Below are 18,841 nucleotides of genomic sequence, written 5' to 3' on the forward strand. Positions count from 1 at the left end.
AGCTATGAAGTTAACATGCTTTTTCCTGACGGTGCTTTTTCTGAATGTAAGCGCTACCGGCCTTTCACAAACCGTCAGTTTTTCCGGTAAGAATGTGAAACTGACTACGATCTTTTCCGCGATCCGTAAGCAAACCGGGTACGTGGTATTTTACGACAACAACGTCATCAACACCACGCAACCCGTTTCCGTGGCGCTCAAAGACGTTTCCATCGAAACGCTGCTCTCCGCCAGCCTGCAAGGCCAGGGGCTGAGCTTCTCCATTACGGACAAAACCATTTCCATCCGTAAATTGCCTGCCATACCGAAGCTGCTCATGCCCGCAGCACAGCAGGCGGTGCCCCTTACCGGTAAGGTCACGGACGATACCGGGCAGCCGCTGCCCGGTGTAACGGTGCTCATCAAAGGCACGCAAACCGCTACCATGACGGATGAAAAAGGAGAGTTTAAACTGCCGGATGTAAAAGACAATGCGACTATCGTATTCTCCTACATCGGGTTTGAAAAACAGGAACAGGAACTGAACGGCAGGCGCAGGCTGGAGATCAAAATGCTGCTGGCGGACAACACCGCGCTGGAAGGTGTGGTAGTAGTGGGTTATGGCTCTGTGAAAAAAAGCGACCTCACCGGCTCGGTGTCCGCTGTGCAGGGAGATGCCATCACCGCCCGTAAAACCACTAATATTTCTTCCGCTTTGCAGGGCGCCATGCCTGGTGTGATGGTCACCCGCACAGGCAACGCCCCGGGCGCCACGCCCTCCATCAGGGTGCGCGGCATTACCACCATCAGCCCTGCGGGCGCTAACCCGCTCTACATCCTGGACGGTGTGCCCATCGACGATATCAACTCCATCAACCCGAATGATGTGGATAATATCTCCGTACTGAAAGACGCAGCTTCAGCTTCCATCTACGGTTCAAGAGCGGCCGCGGGTGTTATCGTCATCACCAGTAAAAGGGCCAGGAACGGGCAGCTGAACCTGGATTACACCTATGAATACGGGATCGAAAAAGCCACCAAACTTCCCGGTTATGTGGATGCCGTGCGTTATATGCAGCTCACCAACGAGCTTCGCTGGAATGATAACGGCAACAATGCCAATGAATATCCCACCTACACCAAAAATATTATTGATAACTATCACGACCTGCACGCGCAAAACCCTGACGAATACCCGAATACGGACTGGCGCGGCCTCATCCTCCGCAACAGCGCGCCGAGGCAAAGCCATATCATGAGCCTTTCCGGCGGCGGCAAAAACATCCGCTCGCGCGTGTCCCTGGGGTATGATAAATCCGAAGCTCTCTATCCCGGGCGTACTTACGAGCGCCTCACCGCCCGAATCAATAACGACATTACGATTTCAAAATACCTCTCCGCCAGCGCGGACATCAACTTCCGCCGTACTACCATCAAGGAACCCGTGACCAATCCCATGTACAAAATGGGCATCGTACCGCCTATTTACGCGGCCATGTGGTCGGACGGGCGCATCGGCGCGGGGAAAGATGGCGCGAACATTTACGCGCTGATGAAAGAAGGCGGGTTTTACAACGACTGGTACAACCAGATCGGCGGCAAGATAGGCGTGGATTTTACGCCGATCGAAGGGCTGAAGTTCTCCGGCGTGGTATCTCCTTTCATCAACTTCAACAAGTTCAAACATTTCACCCGCAAGCTGCCTTACACATCCTGGAATAATCCCGGCTCCGTTTCCGGCTACATCGAAGGCGCCACGGAAACCAAACTGGATGAGGACCGTAACGACAACTACCGTTACACTATCCAGTTCATGGCCAATTACGAGAAAAAGATCGGCAGGCATAATTTTAACCTGCTGGCGGGTTACGAATATTTTCATGCCTTCAATGAGGAACTGGGCGCTTACCGCGGTCAGTACGGGCTGAGCAGTTATCCCTACCTGGACCTTGGCCCGCTGGAATTCCGGGACAACAACGGCCGTGCATGGGAAACGGCCTACCGTTCATGGTTCGGACGCGTGATGTACAGCTACCACGACAAATATTTATTACAGGCCAATATCCGTTACGATGCATCATCCCGCTTTGCGCCGGGTTACCGCTGGGGCTCCTTCCCTTCGGTGTCCGCCGGGTGGATCGCATCGCAGGAGAACTTTATGCAGGGCACGGCCAGCTGGCTGTCTTTCCTGAAGCTGCGCGCTTCATGGGGCACGCTGGGCAATGAAAGGATCGGGGACTATCCCTACCAGGCGCTGCTCCGCTTCGAGAACAATTCCCTGTTCTATAAAGGTAACGGTGTGGTGAGCGCACAATCCGCCGCTCAATGGCAATACGCCATCCGCGATATTTCCTGGGAAACCACCCAGTCATTCGACATCGGCGCAGACGTGAATTTTATGGACAACCGCCTGCGCATCACCGGCGATTATTTCCGCAAAACCACGCGCGACATGCTGCTGGAACTGGAGATACCGGATTACATCGGGTACGACAATCCCTACCAGAACACCGGTAAGATGTTCACCAAAGGCTGGGAACTGCAGGCCGGCTGGTATGATAAAAAAGGCGATTTTACTTACAGCGTGTCTGTGAACATGTCGGACTTCATCACCAAAATGGGGGACCTGGGCGGAACGGAGTTTGTAAATGATACGATCAAAACTTATGGCAGCGAATTCAACGAATGGTACGGTTACCGCGCGGATGGTATCTACCAGACGCAGGAAGAAGTGGATAAATCGGCCAAACTGAACGCCAACGTACGCCCCGGCGATATCCGGTACCGCGACATCAGTGGCCCCGCCGGTGTGCCGGATGGCAAGATCTCTCCCGAATATGACAGGGTGTTGCTGGGCGGTTCTTTGCCCCGTTACATGTACGGCGCGAACCTACAGGCGGGTTATAAGAACTGGAGCCTCGGTATCGTGCTGCAGGGCGTAGGCAAACAGAACGTACGCCTTACAACGGACATCGTGCGGCCGCTGTTGGAAAACTACGGTGCTTTCCCCGCTATCCTTGACGGCAACAGCTGGAGCAAATACAATACGCCGGAACAGAACCAGCATGCGAAATATCCCCGTTACACCAACACAGCGGCCGGCAACAACTACGCCATGTCCGACTTCTGGATGATCAACGGGGCGTACTTCCGCCTGAAAAATGTGAACCTGAGCTACAGCCTGCCCAAACACCTGCTGACGCAGCTGCACATACAGGATGTACGCATCTACGGCACGGCAACGGACCTTTTCTCCGTGCACAATTTCCCGCGCGGCTGGGACCCGGAGAATCCGTATCTCGGTTATCCTATCACGGTATCGTACGTGGTGGGCGTATCTGTTAAGTTTTAAACCGCCAATTATGAAACAAAAAATATTCATTGCCTGCATCAGCGCGTTCCTGCTGGGCGCCTGCGGAAAACTGGACCTGAACCCGCTGTCCGACGGCTCCAGCGAAACCTGGAACTCCAACGCGGAAGAAATAGAAATGTCCCTCAACGGGCTGTATAAAGATGTTTTCTGGCCCAGGGACGAGGACGACTGGACGGATGATTTCCTTTACCGGGATGTAGCTACACCCGTTACCGGCGCTACCATCAATGGTGAGACGCAATTCGTGCAGGACTGGTGGAGGAACACCTACAAGGCAATTGCCCGGGCTAATAACATTCTATCCAGTATCGGCCGTGCTTCCGGAGTGCTGAGCGCCGCGCAGATCAGCCGTTATACCGCAGAGGCAAAGTTTGTTCGCGCCAGTATGTATGCCAGGCTGGTATCGCATTACGGCAATATTATTTACACAGAAACCGCACTGGATATAGAAGAAGCAATGACGCTGAAGCAGGAGGATAAAAGTGTGGCGATGCCGAAGATATATGCTGATTTTGACGAAGCCGTGCTGAACCTTCCCAAAACATACGGCGCCAGTGAACTGAAGCGCGCTGCGTCCGGCTCAGCACTGGCAATGAAAGCAAGGTTTGCCCTGCAAATGGGCGATTATGCCACCGCCGTTACCGCAGCCAAAGCCTGTATGGATCAGAACGTGTACAAACTGCACGCGGATTTCGGCAGCCTGTTCCTCTCCAAAACCAAAAATTCAGTAGAGACCATTTTCGGCCTTCCCAGGTCTGTAGCCCTGAAAGTGACGCAGGGAGACCTGCAGAACTATGTGCCGCGCAACGCGGGCGGATGGGGCGCTAAAAACCCTTCCTGGGACCTGCTCTGCTCCTTCCTCTGCAAAGACGGCCTTCCGATAGACGAATCTCCTTTGTATGATCCGCGCAAACCCTTCCTGAACCGTGACCCACGCTGCGCCGCTACTATCCAGGAATTCCAGAAGCCACACCTGGGTTACACGTACCAGCCTCATCCCGATTCGCTGACCGTATGGAAAGAGTCCGATCGGAAATACGTGGAGAATAAAGACACGCGTTCCGTTGCTATCTTCGCTTCCTATAACGGGCTGGTGTGGAAAAAAGGCGTGGACGGAGACTGGTTGCTGAACTCCTGGACTGCGGAGCCGGACAAAATCATCATCCGTTATGCCGATGTGCTGCTGATATATGCCGAGGCAAAAATTGAACAGAACCAAATTGATCAGACCGTACTGGATGCGATCAATGCCGTGCGCGCCCGCGCTTATGGCGTACCGGTGACCAGCACAACGGACTATCCCGTGGTGACGGTTACCGATCAGGCGGCGCTGCGCAGCATATTGAGAATGGAAAGAAGAATGGAATTTGCATTGGAAGGCGTGCGTTATATGGACATCATCCGCTGGAAGATCGCGGAGAAAGTGCTGAACACGCCTAACTACGGCCTGCTGGACCCCGCGGACCTCCGCACTAAAGTAGTGCAGCCCGGCCTGTGGTTTTTCCCGCAAACGCCGGCCATTGATGAGAACGGCAGCGCCAATCTCACACCCATGTATACCGCCGGCCTGATCAAACAGGTGGCACTTAGAAAATTTGACCAGACACGCCAGTATCTCTGGCCTATTCCAACTTCAGAGGTGCTGAGCAGCCATCTGACACAAAACCCGAATTATTGATGAAGCGGATGAAAATGATACTGCTGGCGGGCCTGCAATTTGCAGGTCTGTCAGCCTTTGCACAGGCAAACAAATATCCTTCCTACAGCGGCGTATATCCTCACCTGGCGATGTACAACAACGAAGGCGAATGTGGAACAGGCGCGGTAGTACCCTGGGCCGGTAAATTGTGGGTGATCACTTACGGCCCGCATTTACCGTTCGGCTCGTCGGACAAACTCTATGAGATCTCCCCCTCGCTGGAACAGACCGTACGCCCGGAAAGCATTGGCGGTACACCGGCCAACAGGATGATCCACAAAGAAAGCAACCAGCTTTTTATCGGCCCCTATGCGATAGACGGCAGCGGCAAGGTGAGGGTGATCCCCTACACGGTAATGCCGGGGAGGCATACCGGCAACGCGCGCCACCTTACCGATCCTGCTGGTAAGATCTATTACGCCACCATGGAAGAAGGGTTTTATGAAGTGGAGGTAAAGACGCTGCAAACCACTATGCTGTATAAGGACGGGAACGAGAAACCGAAGGAAAAAGATGAAGGCAAAAATTACCGTAACGAACTTTTGCCCGGCGCCCACGGCAAAGGCGTGTACAGCGGCCAGGGCGTGATGGTGTATTCTAACAACGGCGAGCCCGGCCCGCAGGCACTGAAACAGTTTGATATCGAATCCGGTTCCCTTTCCGAATGGGACGGCAAAAACTGGAAAGTGGTGCGCCGCAATCAGTTCGTGGAGATCACTGGTCCCGGCGGTGTTGATGGCAATAAAAACCCCGCCACGGATCCCATCTGGGCTACGGGCTGGGATCATAAATCCGTCCTGCTGGGCGTACGTGACAACGGCGGCTGGCATTTTTTCCGCCTGCCCAAAGCCAGCCACAGTTATGACGGCGCACATGGCTGGAACACAGAATGGCCGCGCATCAGGGATATCGGCGCGCCCGGTAAGCCGGATTACCTGATGACAATGCACGGGCTTTTCTGGCGTTTCCCGGGGGATTTCAGCAGTACGCATACCGCAGGCATCCGCCCGCGCTCCGCGTACCTGAAAGTGATCGGAGACTATACCCGCTGGAACAACCAGCTGGTATTCGGTTGTGATGATTCCGCACAAAAAGAATTCCTCAACAAACGGAAAACAAAAGGCAATATAGAAGGCCCGGGCCAATCCAATTCCAACCTCTGGTTCACCGCGCTGAACCTGCCGGACCAGCTGGGCCCGAACACAGCGGAAGGAGCGGTATGGCTGAATGAAGATGTAAAAGCGGGGGAACCTTCGGAACCTTTCCTGTTTGCCGGATGGCCGCAGCGCGCAGCCTGGGTAAAAAATAACAGCAATGCCAATACGACATTTACCTTTGAAAGCGGCGAACAAAAATGGTCGGTAATAAAAACGATCAGTGTACCCGCGGGCGAAGCCGCACAAGTGGTATTTCCCGCCACAGCAACCGGTGAATGGATACGTGTAAAAACAGATGTGGCTTCGAAAGTGACTGTTCAGTTTAATTACGCCCAAAAAGATACCCGCGGAAACATTCCAGCGACTATCTTTAATGGACTTTCGAAAGTAACGGAGACCACAACAGATGGTGGGTTGATCTACGGCCTGGGCGATAACCGCAGGGCATTGGGTATGGCCGCCGGTGACGGTTATTACGAACTGAATGAAAAAATGGAGCTGCAACGCAAAGAAGATGCTTCCGCGCTTTCGTTCATCAAAGAAAAATTTGCCATTCCGAAACAGGCGGTGACGGTGGAAGCCGCTTCCGTGCTGATTGTGGATGACAACGGCCGCCGCTGGCGCCTTCCACTGGGGAATAAAGCCTTCACCGGCCTGACGGAACAGGGCGCCCTGCGCATCTGCCGCGAAGTGGCTACGGAAAGGGACCTGCTGAACTGCCACGGTACGTTTTACGAGCTGCCCGCGGAGAACGCGGACGGTTACGCCAAGATACGCCCGGTAGCGTCGCACAATTTCCGCATCAATGATTATGCGTCTTACCGCGGCCTGCTGATCCTGACCGGGATCAACCCGGCCGCCAAAAGCCCGCGCATCATTCGTTCGGCGGATGGCAAGGCAGCAGTATGGGCCGGTGTGATAGACGACCTCTGGAAACTGGGCAAACCCACCGGAAAAGGCGGCCCATGGTCTTCCTCCGCCGTGAAAGCAGGGGAGCCCTCCGATCCTTACCTGGTCGCGTTTTACGACCAACGAAGTTTGCAGCTTTCACACGAGGCCAATGCATCCATTGTTTTTACGATAGAAATGGACCCGGTTGGCAACGGTGTGTGGATGAAATACAAAACGATCACCGTGAAACCGGGCGAAACATTCCGCCACAGTTTCCCGGAAGGCATACAGGCACGTTGGATCCGCTTCACCGCGGACAAAGACTGCGAAGCCTCTGCCATACTGGAATACAAATAGAACACCATGCGCCTGTGCATCCTGATGATATTATGCCTGGCTACCGTCAAAGCGGCCGCCACATCTCCTTCCCTGACCGATACCCTTCGCCGGTTCGAGATCAGGGAGGGGGATACAACGGCTTATACCCTGAACCTGGCGCTGGATAAAGAAGGGAAACCGAAATATTTTTTCCGGAACATCTTCACGCCTGTGTGTAATACCGGCGAATGCAGGCCGGTGTACATCAATCTTTACTGGGACCTGCTGGGCAATTACATCCGGTACGATCTCCCGGGAGATGAAGTGCTCACCAAAACCGATCACCGCGATTTCAGGGAAGAAGATTACCGCAAACTGCAAACCATCCTCGCGAAAGAATCTTCCATCTTCTCCGAACTGAAAATGGAAGACCTGGTGGTGAAAGGCACGGAGAACATTTCCGATTCGGCGAACCTACGTACCGGTGCCACTTTAAAGACCATCAAAAATGATGTGATAGAAGGGGCGGTATTCACCTGCTACACACTCTGGCATTTCGCGCACGGCCCCACCTCGGAGCAGATCAAAAAGATCACCACTACGCTGGAAACGCCCGCCATGCTGCACGGCTTCCTGCGGAGCGGCAACCATCATTACCAGTATTGGGCCATGGAAAAAGTGATGGATACCGCCGGGAAAGTAAAGACCGGTTACGAAGAAGATATTTCCGGCATCATCCGTGGCAATAATATTTTCACCGCGCGGTACGCCCTGCAAAAGGTACACCCGGATTATTTCCAGTCCTCCAAAAGACAGGCCTGGATCTGGAATACCTACAGCAATGCTGTGTATCCCCTGCAAATGGCCATTCTCAAAAAACTCGCGGACATACCCGTGAATGACAGGCTTTGTGAAAAAATAGCCGCCTCTGTTACCGATGGGAACTATGAACAATTAAAAGCCAAACTGAAAATACTGGCTGCCCGCCCGCAACTTTCCGGCAAGACCTTAAAAAAGCTGGGGGAGCAACTATCCGGCCCTGGTATGGGAGAAGATATTTACAACACATTAAAACAGCTGAACCCGGCGGATAAAGCCGTTCAGCACCTATTATCACAATACGAAACGAAAAACGAATGATATGGCAAGAATAAAAATCCTGTTCCTTCTGCTGATCTTCCACGCAGCAGCCTTTGCCCAGCAACACGTATATGTGGAAACGGAATCTTTTACGGAGAAAGGCGGCTGGGTGACAGACCAGCAGTCGTTTGTAGTGATGGGCTCCTCTTACCTGATGGCGCACGGCATGGGGCGGCCTGTAAAAGATGCCTCCACCACCGTAAGATTCCCCGCCAAAGGAAAGTACCGCATGTGGGTGCGTACCAAAGACTGGGCGCCGTTCCCCACCGGCCCGGGTAAGTTCACCATCAGCATCGACGGTCAGCAGGCCGGGCAGGTGATGGGCGCCAGCGGCAACGATGCCTGGAAATGGTACGATGCCGGTGTGGTGGATATTACGAAAGAAGAAGTGAACCTGGTGATGAAAGATCTGACCGGCTTTAACGGCCGCTGCGATGCTATTCTTTTCACCGATGCGCTGAAATTCACGCCGCCCAATACGCTCAAAGCCCTCAACGAATTCCGTAACCAGGTGCTGCACACTTCCGCAGCTTCTCTGGATGGGGGACAGTTCGATATCGTTATAGTAGGCGGTGGAATGGCAGGCACCTGCGCAGCTATCTCCGCAGCGAGAATGGGCCTGAAAACCGCACTGATACAGGACCGCCCGGTGTTGGGAGGGAACAATAGCTCGGAGATACGCGTGCATCTCAAAGGTGATGTGGACAAGAACCACTATCCCAAGCTGGGCCGCATCGTGCGTGAAATGGACAATGGCGACCCCGGTAACGGCAACCCGGACGCAGCGGAATACGGCGATGCGCGGAAGATCTCCATCGTCAAAGCAGAGAAGAACCTGCATTTGTTCCTCAACACCCACGTGTACAAAGTGGAAATGAAAGACAACAAGATCGCGGCAGTGATCGGCAGGAATATTACCACGAACCAGGACACACGTTTCACCGGTACCTATTTTTCCGATTGCACCGGCGATGGTACAGTAGGGTACCTGGCAGGGGCAGATTTTCGTCATGGCCGCGAAAGCAAAGCTGAAACCGGCGAATCGCTGGCCTCTGAAAAGTCAGACAGCTTTACGCTCGGTACTTCCAACCTCTGGGCTTCCCTGGAAAAAGATACTATTTCCAGCTTCCCTGAAACGCCCTGGGCTATACAGTTCTCCGACGAATATCATATAGACGATACAAAGGCGGACTGGGAATGGGAAACAGGCTTTGGTAATTTCAACACCATCACCGACGCGGAAAAGATCCGCGACCATAACCTGCGCGCCATTTACGGCAACTGGTCTTACCTCAAAAAAAATAAAGCCGACAAATACGCAAAACGTGAACTGGCATGGGTGGCCTACATCGGCGGAAAACGCGAGTCCCGCAGGATCATGGGCGATCACATACTCACGCAGATGGATATCCAGGAAGGGAAGTTTTACCCTGACGGCACCGTTACCGCCACCTGGACCATCGACCTGCATTTCCCCGATGAAAAGAACAGCAAATATTTTGAAGGCCAGGAATTTTTCGCGGGCACCAAACACATCAGGGTAGCCCCTTACACGATCCCGTACCGCTGCCTGTACAGCCGCAACATCTCCAACCTGTTTATGGCGGGCAGAAACATCAGCACCACGCATGTTGCTTTCGGCAGCACAAGGGTGATGCGCACCTGTGGCATGATGGGAGAAGTGGTAGGTTTTGCCGCGGCGGTGGCCAAAAAATACAACACCACACCCAAAGGCGTGTATACGGATCACCTGGCGGAGCTGATGGCCATCATCAAAGATGAAACGCCGCCACAGCAAACCCTGCAAAATCCTCCCGCCGGAAAATGATGTACCTGGCCGCTATATGGATGCTGCTGCAAAACGGCCCTCTGGTGAAGCTGGAAGGCTTTGCGCAGGGCACAGTATGGCATATGCAATACGAAGACGGCGGCCGGCGAAACTTTAAAACACAGGCGGATTCTATTTTCGAGGTCATAGATGGAGCTTTGTCTACATACCGGGCTGATTCCGAAATATCTTCATTCAACCAGTTTGAGGATTGGCGGTTTCAGTCCGGTCATTTTTATGAAGTATTACAGCACTCGGCGGACATCTACAAAGCCACCGGCGGCGCATTTGACCCCACCGTGATGCCCCTGGTGGAAGCCTATCGCGAAGGCAAACGCAGCGGCCGCGACTGGACGTGGAAGGCGGATTCGTTGCTGCAATATGTAGGTTTTCAGTACATTTTTTTCGACAGGGAAACCGTGCGCAAGACCAAACCTGATGTACGCCTGGACTTTGACGGCATTGCACAGGGGTACACGGTGGACGTGCTCGCCCGTTATCTTGAAGCGCAAGGCGTACAGCGGTATATGACTGAAGTGGGCGGCGAAGTGAGATGTAAGGGAACGTGGGAGATCGGCATTGAAGACCCGCAGCAGCCGGGGAAAGCTCTGCTCGGGATAAAGCTGACCGACGCGGCCATTAGTACTGCCGGTAACTACCAGAATTTTTACACGGCCAATGGCCGGACCTACGGTCATATCATTCACCCCAAAATAGGCTTTGTCCATCCCGATTCATTGCTGAGCGCCACCATCATTGCGCCGGATGCCGTTACGGCCGATGGTTTTGATACGCCTTGCCTGGTATTGGGTTTTGAAGGCAGCAAACAGCTGTTGCGGCGCGAAAAGAACCTTCAGGCCATTCTCCTTTACAAAGATCACAACGGCCATACGGCTGTTTATATGACCGATGGCATCAAGGCCCTGGTGGTACGGTAATTGTGATCATCAAGGCATGAAACAGCCCATTTTATACATCGTAGGCGCCTGCCTGTTAATGGCCTGCGCCGGCCGGCAGCAGCCGCAGCAAACGGATTCCGTGGCCGTAATGCCCACGGAAGATTCCGCCTTACAGACCACCGGTGCAAACCCGCCGGCCGTCAGCACGGAAGAACAGGAATTCCGCACTTTTTTCACTTCCCTGCGTGAGCTTTCAGACGGTACGCACGATACGCTTTTGCGCAGCATGGTGTATTTCCCGCTACCGCTGGATACGGTCAAAAAGACCCTGGCCAAAAAAGACTACCGTAAGTTATTCAGCGCCAAAATGCAGCAGAAACTCCATGCGGTCACTGATGAAAATATTACCAGGGTTGAGGAGAATCTGCCCGGTGAATATAACGAGCGCCTGCGCCGGATGACGGACAGCGGCACCGCCATGTACAGCGTGAAGATGGACGATACCACCCTCATTTTCGGGAAGGTAAGCGGGCAGTACAAAATGATCGCACTCAAGCGGTAGTTTTCGTATATTAAACGTATGAACATTCCACGCATCTCATTGATAACCCTGCTGATGCTGCTGGCGTTAGGCAGCGCGGCGCAAAACACCCTGCCCGATTGGGCGCTGGGCGGTTTTGTACGTGTACGCGGGAAAAATCCCGTCATTTCCCCCTATAACAACACCTATTTCTGGTGCCCCATGCAAAAGGATTCCATTGCCTGGGAATCCAACGATACCTTCAATCCCGCCGCCACCGTTCTTAAAAAAGACATCGTGGTACTGTACAGGGCGGAGGACAAAAGCGGCCAGGGCATTGGCCGGAGGACTTCCCGCATCGGGTATGCCATCAGCCGAAATGGCACCGGTTTCACGCGGAACCCCACGCCGGTATTGTATCCATCGGAAGACAACCAGCGGCAATACGAATTCCCCGGCGGCTGCGAAGATCCGCGTGTGGCCGTGACCGGAGACGGCCTGTATGTAATGCTGTACACGCAATGGAACCGCAGCGTGGCCCGGCTGGGTGTAGCTACTTCCCGCGATCTGATTCACTGGGAAAAACACGGGCCCGCTTTTGAGAACGCGTATGACGGGAAATTCCTGGAGCACTGGAGCAAATCGGCTTCCATCGTAACGCAGGTGCGGCAGGGCAGGCAGGTGATCACCAAAGTAAACGGGAAATATTTTATGTACTGGGGCGAGCACGGCGTATATGGCGCCACTTCGGAAAACCTGCTGGACTGGTCGCCCATCCTGGACGATACCGGCGGGATAAAGCCATTTATAAGCCCGAGAAAGGGATATTTCGACAGTGATCTGACCGAATGCGGCCCGCCCGCCGTGATCACGGATAAAGGCATCCTTTTGCTATATAACGGGAAAAACAGCGCCGGCAAAAACGGCGACAGCCGCTTTAACGGGAACGCCTATTGCGCCGGCCAGGTCCTATTCGACAAAAACGATCCTACCAAACCCATCGCCCGGCTGGATGTGCCTTTTCTCCGCCCGATGGAAGCCTTTGAAAAAAGCGGGCAGTACAAAGACGGGACGGTGTTCATCGAAGGGCTGGTATACCACCGCAAAAAGTGGTTCCTGTATTACGGCTGCGCGGATTCGAGGGTGGCCGTGGCCATATTCGACCCCAAACATCCCCTTCCCGGGGACCCTGTACCCGCGAAGTGATCCGGGTATTTGCGGAACGCCTGTCCTGCGCCGCTTATCATTTGCCCCTTGCATAAGCCGGATAATTGCCTAGTTTTAGCGTACTATCTTATAATCGACCGTATGTTTAAAATCAATGCCCTCCTTTGCCCTTTAGTACTGGCCGCAGGTTTGCTGCATGGCCAGCAGAAAATGGACTTCGAAAAGTACGACCCGGTATCCACCCTCGTAGTACCCAAACATCCCCTCAAAAAAGCCAAATTCCCTTTCATTGACGTGCATAACCACCAGTGGAGCCTGGGCTCCGGCAACCTGGACAACCTGGTAAAGGACATGGATGCCCTGAACATGAAAGTAATGGTGAATCTCAGCGGAGGCAATGGCAGCGGGCTGAAAAAAATGGCTGACAACGTAAAGGCCAATGCGCCTAAACGTTTTATCATATTCCACAATATCGATTTTGGCGGCATCGGTGAGGAAGGCTGGACAGCTAAAGCCGTGAAACAGCTCCAGGCCGACTATGACGCCGGGGCAAACGGCCTGAAGGTATTCAAAAACCTGGGCCTCAGCGTAAAGGACAAAAGCGGCAAACGCGTAACCGTGGACGATCCCCGGCTGGACGCCATCTGGGACAAATGCGCTGAACTGAAGATCCCCGTGCTGATACATACCGCAGATCCCAAACCTTTCTGGGACGATATGGACGATCATAACGAACGCTGGCTGGAACTGGCCACCCATCCCGGCCGCAAAAGAGGGGCGGACAATCCCGCACCCTGGGAAACCCTCATTGCGGAGCAGCACCGTATGTTCAAAAAACATCCCCGCACCACCTTTATCGATGCACACTTCGGCTGGTATGCAAACGATCTGGGCCACCTCTCCAAACTGATGGACGACATGCCGAACATCGTTGTGGAATTCGGCGCTGTGATCGCGGAACTGGGTCGGCAGCCCAAAATGGCCCGGCAGTTTTTTGAAAAATACCAGGACCGGATACTTTTCGGCAAAGACTCCTGGCAGCCGGAAGAATACGCCACTTATTTCCGCGTACTGGAAACGGCGGACGAATATTTCCCCTACCACAAAAAATATCATGCCTTCTGGGCCATGTACGGTATGAACCTGCCGGATGACATCCTGCGCAAGGTTTATTACAAAAACGCCCTCCGCATCATCCCCCGGATCGATAAATCCCTGTTCCCCTGATGCTTTTCAAACTGCAATAACCGTAAATTGCAGGTATGCAGTATAAAATGGCAAATCCCGTCAGGGGCACGATCGGCGAAATAAAATACCGCTGCCGCATAGAATGGCGCAATGGCACTTTTATTGCGGACGAGCCGCCATCCTCGGGCGGGGAAGATACGGGGCCGGATCCCTTCACGCTGTTCCTTTCCTCCGTGGTGTCCTGCACGCTGGCCACGCTCCGCATGTATATCGACCGCAAAGGCTGGAACATTCCCAACATCGCCATAAACGCCAATCTCCGGCAGGCTACCCGCAACGGGCAGCTGGTGACGCATGTGGACAAGGACCTGTATTTTCTGAGCCCCGTCAGCAACGAGCAGCGGGAAAAACTGATCAGCATTGCTAAAGCATGCCCCGTATCCAGGATGCTGGAAGGCGACATCATACTCACCACCCTGGTGGGTGAAACACCGGAAGTCTCCGCAGAAATGCTGCCACGAACAACCATTGATTCCTGATTTAAACTGAAACGATATGGCCGGAACTTTTGAGAAGATCAAACAGGCTTACAAGCTGTTCAAAACCATCGATTTTGAGAAACTGGACAAGCTAAGCCGCAAAGTGGACCTGCAAAAGGTAATGGACGGTTTTTCAAAGCTGGACGATGCCCAGCTGAAAGGCCTGATGAAAATGATGGACGGCGGCGGGCAAAAGAAAAAAGAACTGCCCGAGATCAACGGCGACTTCTACGAGCTGCACCTGCGGCTGAATGAAGAAGACCGCGCCCTGCAACTCAAAGTGCGCGAGTTCATGGAAAAAGAGATCAAACCGCTGGTGAACAACTACTGGCTGCACGACGAATTCCCTTACGAGATCATTCCAAAATTCGCGGAGCTGAACCTTTGCGGCGTTACGTATAAAGGATATGGCTGCCCGGGCAAGTCATTCCTCATGGAAGGGATCATTGCCATGGAAATGGCCCGCGTGGATTCGTCCATCGCCACTTTCTTCGGCGTGCAGAGCGGTCTGGCCATGGGCTCCATTTACATGTGCGGCTCCGAGGCGCAGAAGGAGGAATGGTTGCCTAAGATGCAGCAGTTGCAGGCCATCGGCGCATTCGGGCTTACCGAGCCTGAAGTAGGCTCCGGCGCGGCGGGCGGCCTCACGGTCACTGCCAAACGTACTGCGGACGGCTGGGTACTGAACGGTCAGAAAAAATGGATCGGCAATGCGCCTTTCGCGGATGTGACGATCGTGTGGGCGCGCGACCTGGATGACGGGCAGGTAAAAGGTTTCCTGGTGAGAAAGGGTACACCCGGTTTTGCCGTGGAAAAGATCAAAGGAAAAATGGCGCTGCGCATTGTGCAGAACGGGCTTATTACGATGACGGACTGCGTAGTGGAAGAAAAAGACCGCTTGCAGAACGCCAATTCCTTTAAAGATACCGCCCGTGTATTGCAGATGACCCGTGCGGGCGTAGCCTGGATGGCTGTAGGCTGCGCGCGCGGCGCCTACGAAAACGCGCTGGACTATACGCGTAAACGCAAACAGTTCGGCAAACCTATTGCATCGTTCCAGCTGATACAGAACCACCTGGTGGAAATGCTCTCCAACCTTACCGCCATGCAGTCGCTGGTGTTCAGGCTGTCTGAGCTCCAGGACCAGGGCATGCTCCGCGACGAACACGCTTCGCTCGCCAAAGTGTTCTGCTCGCTTCGCACGAGGGATATTGTGAGCAAAGCGCGCGAAGTGATGGGCGGCAACGGCATTTTGCTGGAATATAACGTGGCGCGGTTTGTAGCCGATGCGGAAGCGATCTATTCCTACGAAGGCACCAAAGAGATCAACTCGCTGATCGTGGGAAGGGCGATTACGGGCTTCAGCGCATTTGTATAAAAACATTTCTGATGAAATAGAAGGCGCCTTTACATGGGCGCCTTTTTTATGCAATAGAAGCCCGGATATGATAGTATTTTGCTTTTTGCTTGAAAATTACCTGGCAATTACAGGAAACCTGTATGGTACCTATAGAAGAGGTATAGGGAAGGCGGAGTTAAGGTGGAGATGAGGTGGACTTGATCCGTAGTAAAAATGGTTAATATTCCATCAGGGTCGGAGGGAGGTTGCTTTTTGCTTTTCATCCGGTAAAATCCACAGATGATGTAAATGATTTTCTTGCCCTGAGTTTTTAATATGGCCGTTTATTCTGAGCGCAGGGAGCGCATCGGGTTCATCAATGCGGCCTGCACGGAACGGTAGCCTACGGAGAGCACGGCTACTATTATGGTGACGAGTACGGCCAGCGCATAGATCCCCACGCCGATCTCGATGCGGTAGGCAAAATTTTGCAGCCAGCCGCTCATTACGTACCAGGCAATGGGCGCCGCTATCGCAAAAGCGATCAGCAACAGTTTGCCGAATTCTTTACCAAACAGCCAGAGGATACTTTGAACGCTGGCGCCCATTACTTTCCGCACGCCTACTTCCTTGGTCTTTTGCGCGGCCATAAAAGACACGAGACCGTAAAGGCCCATACAGCCGATCACGATCGCCACGATGGCGAAGAACTGGATCAGGCGCAGCAGCATATCGTCCAGCTGGTAAAAGCGCGCGATCTTTTCGTCCAGGAAATCATATTTGTACAGGTGATCCGGGAAAGTTTTCGCCCATGCGCTTTCGATGGCCGGCATTACGGCGCTGAGCCTGTCCGCATCCACTTTCACGGCGCAGCGGCCATACCAGCCGAGACCGCTGGTGAGGCAGATGGGTACGATGGGCTCATGAAAGGAACGGTTGTGAAAATCCTTTACCACGCCCACGATCAGGCCTTTCCTTCCGTCTATTCTTACTTCCTGGTTGATGGCCTGCTCAGGGGAGGAGAGGCCCAGTTTTTTGACGGTGGTTTCGTTGATGAGGTATTCCCTGCTGGTATCCACCGGGGACAGGTTGCGGCCCGCGGCCATTTGCAGGCCGAATACGGGCACATAACGGTTGTCCGCACCTTTGAGATAGATGGTGAAGTCTTCGGGCTTCTGACGGCCGGCATAACGGATGTCTGTAATGTACGTTTCATGTCCCGCGGGCTCTTCCCCGCAGAAAGTAACGCCTTCCACACCTGGTGTGGCGGTGAGCAAGGCTTTTAATGTACCGGTGGCGGAATGGTCGCGCACGGGCACAGGCAGCATCACCATGGCGTCTTTCTGAAAACCGAGATCGGCATGTTTGGCATACCGCATCTGGTTCGCAATCACCAGCGTGCCGATAATGAGCAGCTGCGAGATGGCGAACTGCGTTACCACCAGCCCTTTCCTTACATTCAGCCCGCCCGCGTGGCGGTGGGAGAGTTTACCTTTCAAAGCCGCTACCGGCTGAAACCCGGCGAGGATAAGGCCGGGATAGGAACCGGCAAAAAGGATCACCGCGATCAGCAATACCGGCAAAAAGATCATCAGCTGTACATCGCTGAAAAGCCGGATGCTGAGCGTAGCGCCGAACAAATGATTTACATAGGGCAACATCGCCACAGCCAGCACAAATGCCAGTATCATGGCGGATGTGGCGATGATGGCGGTTTCTGTAATGAACTGCCGGAACAGCTGCAGCCGCAGGCTTCCCAGCACCTTCCGTATCCCGATCTCTTTGGAACGGCTCAGGGCCTGAGCGGTAGCCAGGTTGATGAAGTTCACGCAGGCGGTGATGACGAGGAAAAGCCCCGTGAGGGAAAGCGCCCAGAGGTGTTGCCTGGCCACTTTACCGTCTATTTCGGTGTTAAAATGGATATCGGATAAAGGCTGCAGGCTGAACTGAAAACGGGTGTCCTGCTGCTGGTTATAATATTTGTTGGAGAAGGCCGGGAAGGAGCTGTTCACCATCGCGGCGGTGAGGCCCGGTTTCAGCAGCAGGTAAGACTGGTGGATGGCGGAAGTCTGGTACCAGTTATCTTTTGCGAAGCCGCTATGAAAGTCGTGGAGGTTCTGATAAGAAAGATACACTTCCTGGCGGCGGTCCGTATTGGCGGGGAGGTTTTGCAGGATACCGGTGATCCTGAAATCCAGTTTGTTATTATTGAACCGGTTGATCACGCGGAGAGTGCGGCCAATGGCTACTGTATTGCCGAAGTATTTTTCCGCCACGCGCTCTGTGATCACGGCGGTATTGGGCTCCGTTGCCAGGTCGCCTTTGGCGAGCGGGTAATGCATCATGCTGAAAAAAGCGGGATCAGCGAATGAAAAGCCGGCTTCCTCCTGGAATTTCTTGACGGCCCCGGGCTGTGGCACGCTTACCAGCTGGTCCTTAAAAGTCGCTACCCTGCCCGCTTTTTCCACGAAGGTGTAATCGCTGAGCATGGCTTCCGTCATCGGGGGAGGGATGCCCGGCTGCCAGGTAGTGCTGGCACCCTGTACGGCGGAAAGCACGCGGTAGATGCGGTCTTTGCCCGGATGAAAATCATCGAAGCTGAGATGGTATTTTACGAGGCTGAAAATAAGAATGGCGCAGGCAAGGCCCAGTGTGAGGCCGAGGATATTTACCAGTGTATAGGCTTTATTGCGTTGTAAAGTTCTCAGCGCGATCTTTAAGTAGTTCATCAGCATAATTTGAGCGCAGCAAGAAAACTGCCATACTGGAATGTCTTTTCATGTAAATAACAATGTTGTTATTAC

12 protein-coding genes are annotated in these 18,841 nt (G+C 53.6%); 11 read left to right on the forward strand and 1 reads right to left on the reverse strand.

Going from position 1 to position 18,841, the window contains the following annotated elements:
- Window positions 1-4: 4 nt before the first annotated feature.
- The 11 genes from EG028_RS08675 (at window position 5) to EG028_RS08725 (ending at window position 16,076) form a co-directional block, all read left to right on the forward strand.
- Window positions 5-3,331, forward strand: coding sequence for a TonB-dependent receptor (locus EG028_RS08675; protein ID WP_174235424.1), 3,327 nt, complete (start codon window positions 5-7; stop codon window positions 3,329-3,331).
- A 10-nt stretch (window positions 3,332-3,341) separates the two neighbouring features.
- Window positions 3,342-5,030, forward strand: a complete 1,689-nt coding sequence (locus EG028_RS08680; protein WP_120516293.1) for a RagB/SusD family nutrient uptake outer membrane protein — start codon at window positions 3,342-3,344, stop codon at window positions 5,028-5,030.
- A complete protein-coding gene (locus EG028_RS08685) occupies window positions 5,030-7,456 on the forward strand; it encodes a hypothetical protein (protein ID WP_120516292.1) in 2,427 nt (808 codons plus the stop codon). Before EG028_RS08680 ends, EG028_RS08685 begins: the two co-directional genes overlap by 1 nt.
- Window positions 7,457-7,462: 6 nt before the next feature.
- Complete coding sequence (locus EG028_RS08690) at window positions 7,463-8,557, forward strand: hypothetical protein (RefSeq protein ID WP_120516291.1); 1,095 nt, start codon at window positions 7,463-7,465, stop codon at window positions 8,555-8,557.
- 1 nt (window position 8,558) lies between these two features.
- Window positions 8,559-10,385, forward strand: a complete 1,827-nt coding sequence (locus EG028_RS08695) for an FAD-dependent oxidoreductase (protein ID WP_120516290.1) — start codon at window positions 8,559-8,561, stop codon at window positions 10,383-10,385.
- Complete coding sequence (locus EG028_RS08700; RefSeq protein ID WP_123864605.1) at window positions 10,382-11,323, forward strand: FAD:protein FMN transferase; 942 nt, start codon at window positions 10,382-10,384, stop codon at window positions 11,321-11,323. The genes EG028_RS08695 and EG028_RS08700 overlap by 4 nt, the downstream gene beginning before the upstream one ends.
- Before the next feature lie 16 nt (window positions 11,324-11,339).
- Complete coding sequence (locus EG028_RS08705) at window positions 11,340-11,846, forward strand: hypothetical protein (protein WP_120516288.1); 507 nt, start codon at window positions 11,340-11,342, stop codon at window positions 11,844-11,846.
- An 18-nt stretch (window positions 11,847-11,864) separates the two neighbouring features.
- Window positions 11,865-13,010 (forward strand): glycoside hydrolase family 130 protein, encoded by a 1,146-nt coding sequence (locus EG028_RS08710; RefSeq protein ID WP_120516287.1) that lies wholly within the window; start codon window positions 11,865-11,867, stop codon window positions 13,008-13,010.
- Window positions 13,011-13,112: 102 nt separating this feature from the next.
- The gene (locus tag EG028_RS08715; RefSeq protein WP_120516286.1) at window positions 13,113-14,198 is read left to right on the forward strand and encodes an amidohydrolase family protein; all 1,086 of its coding nucleotides are present in this window, start codon (window positions 13,113-13,115) and stop codon (window positions 14,196-14,198) included.
- A 35-nt stretch (window positions 14,199-14,233) separates the two neighbouring features.
- On the forward strand, window positions 14,234-14,698 hold the full coding sequence (locus tag EG028_RS08720) for an OsmC family protein (protein ID WP_120516285.1): 465 nt from the start codon (window positions 14,234-14,236) through the stop codon (window positions 14,696-14,698).
- 16 nt (window positions 14,699-14,714) lie between these two features.
- The gene (locus tag EG028_RS08725) at window positions 14,715-16,076 is read left to right on the forward strand and encodes an acyl-CoA dehydrogenase family protein (RefSeq protein WP_120516284.1); all 1,362 of its coding nucleotides are present in this window, start codon (window positions 14,715-14,717) and stop codon (window positions 16,074-16,076) included.
- A gap of 305 nt (window positions 16,077-16,381) precedes the next feature.
- On the opposite strand, the gene EG028_RS08730 is transcribed toward EG028_RS08725, so the two are convergent.
- Window positions 16,382-18,766 (reverse strand): ABC transporter permease, encoded by a 2,385-nt coding sequence (locus EG028_RS08730; protein ID WP_206614424.1) that lies wholly within the window; start codon window positions 18,764-18,766, stop codon window positions 16,382-16,384.
- Window positions 18,767-18,841 lie beyond the last annotated feature (75 nt).

This window comes from Chitinophaga barathri (assembly GCF_003807585.1).
Classification (GTDB): domain Bacteria; phylum Bacteroidota; class Bacteroidia; order Chitinophagales; family Chitinophagaceae; genus Chitinophaga; species Chitinophaga barathri.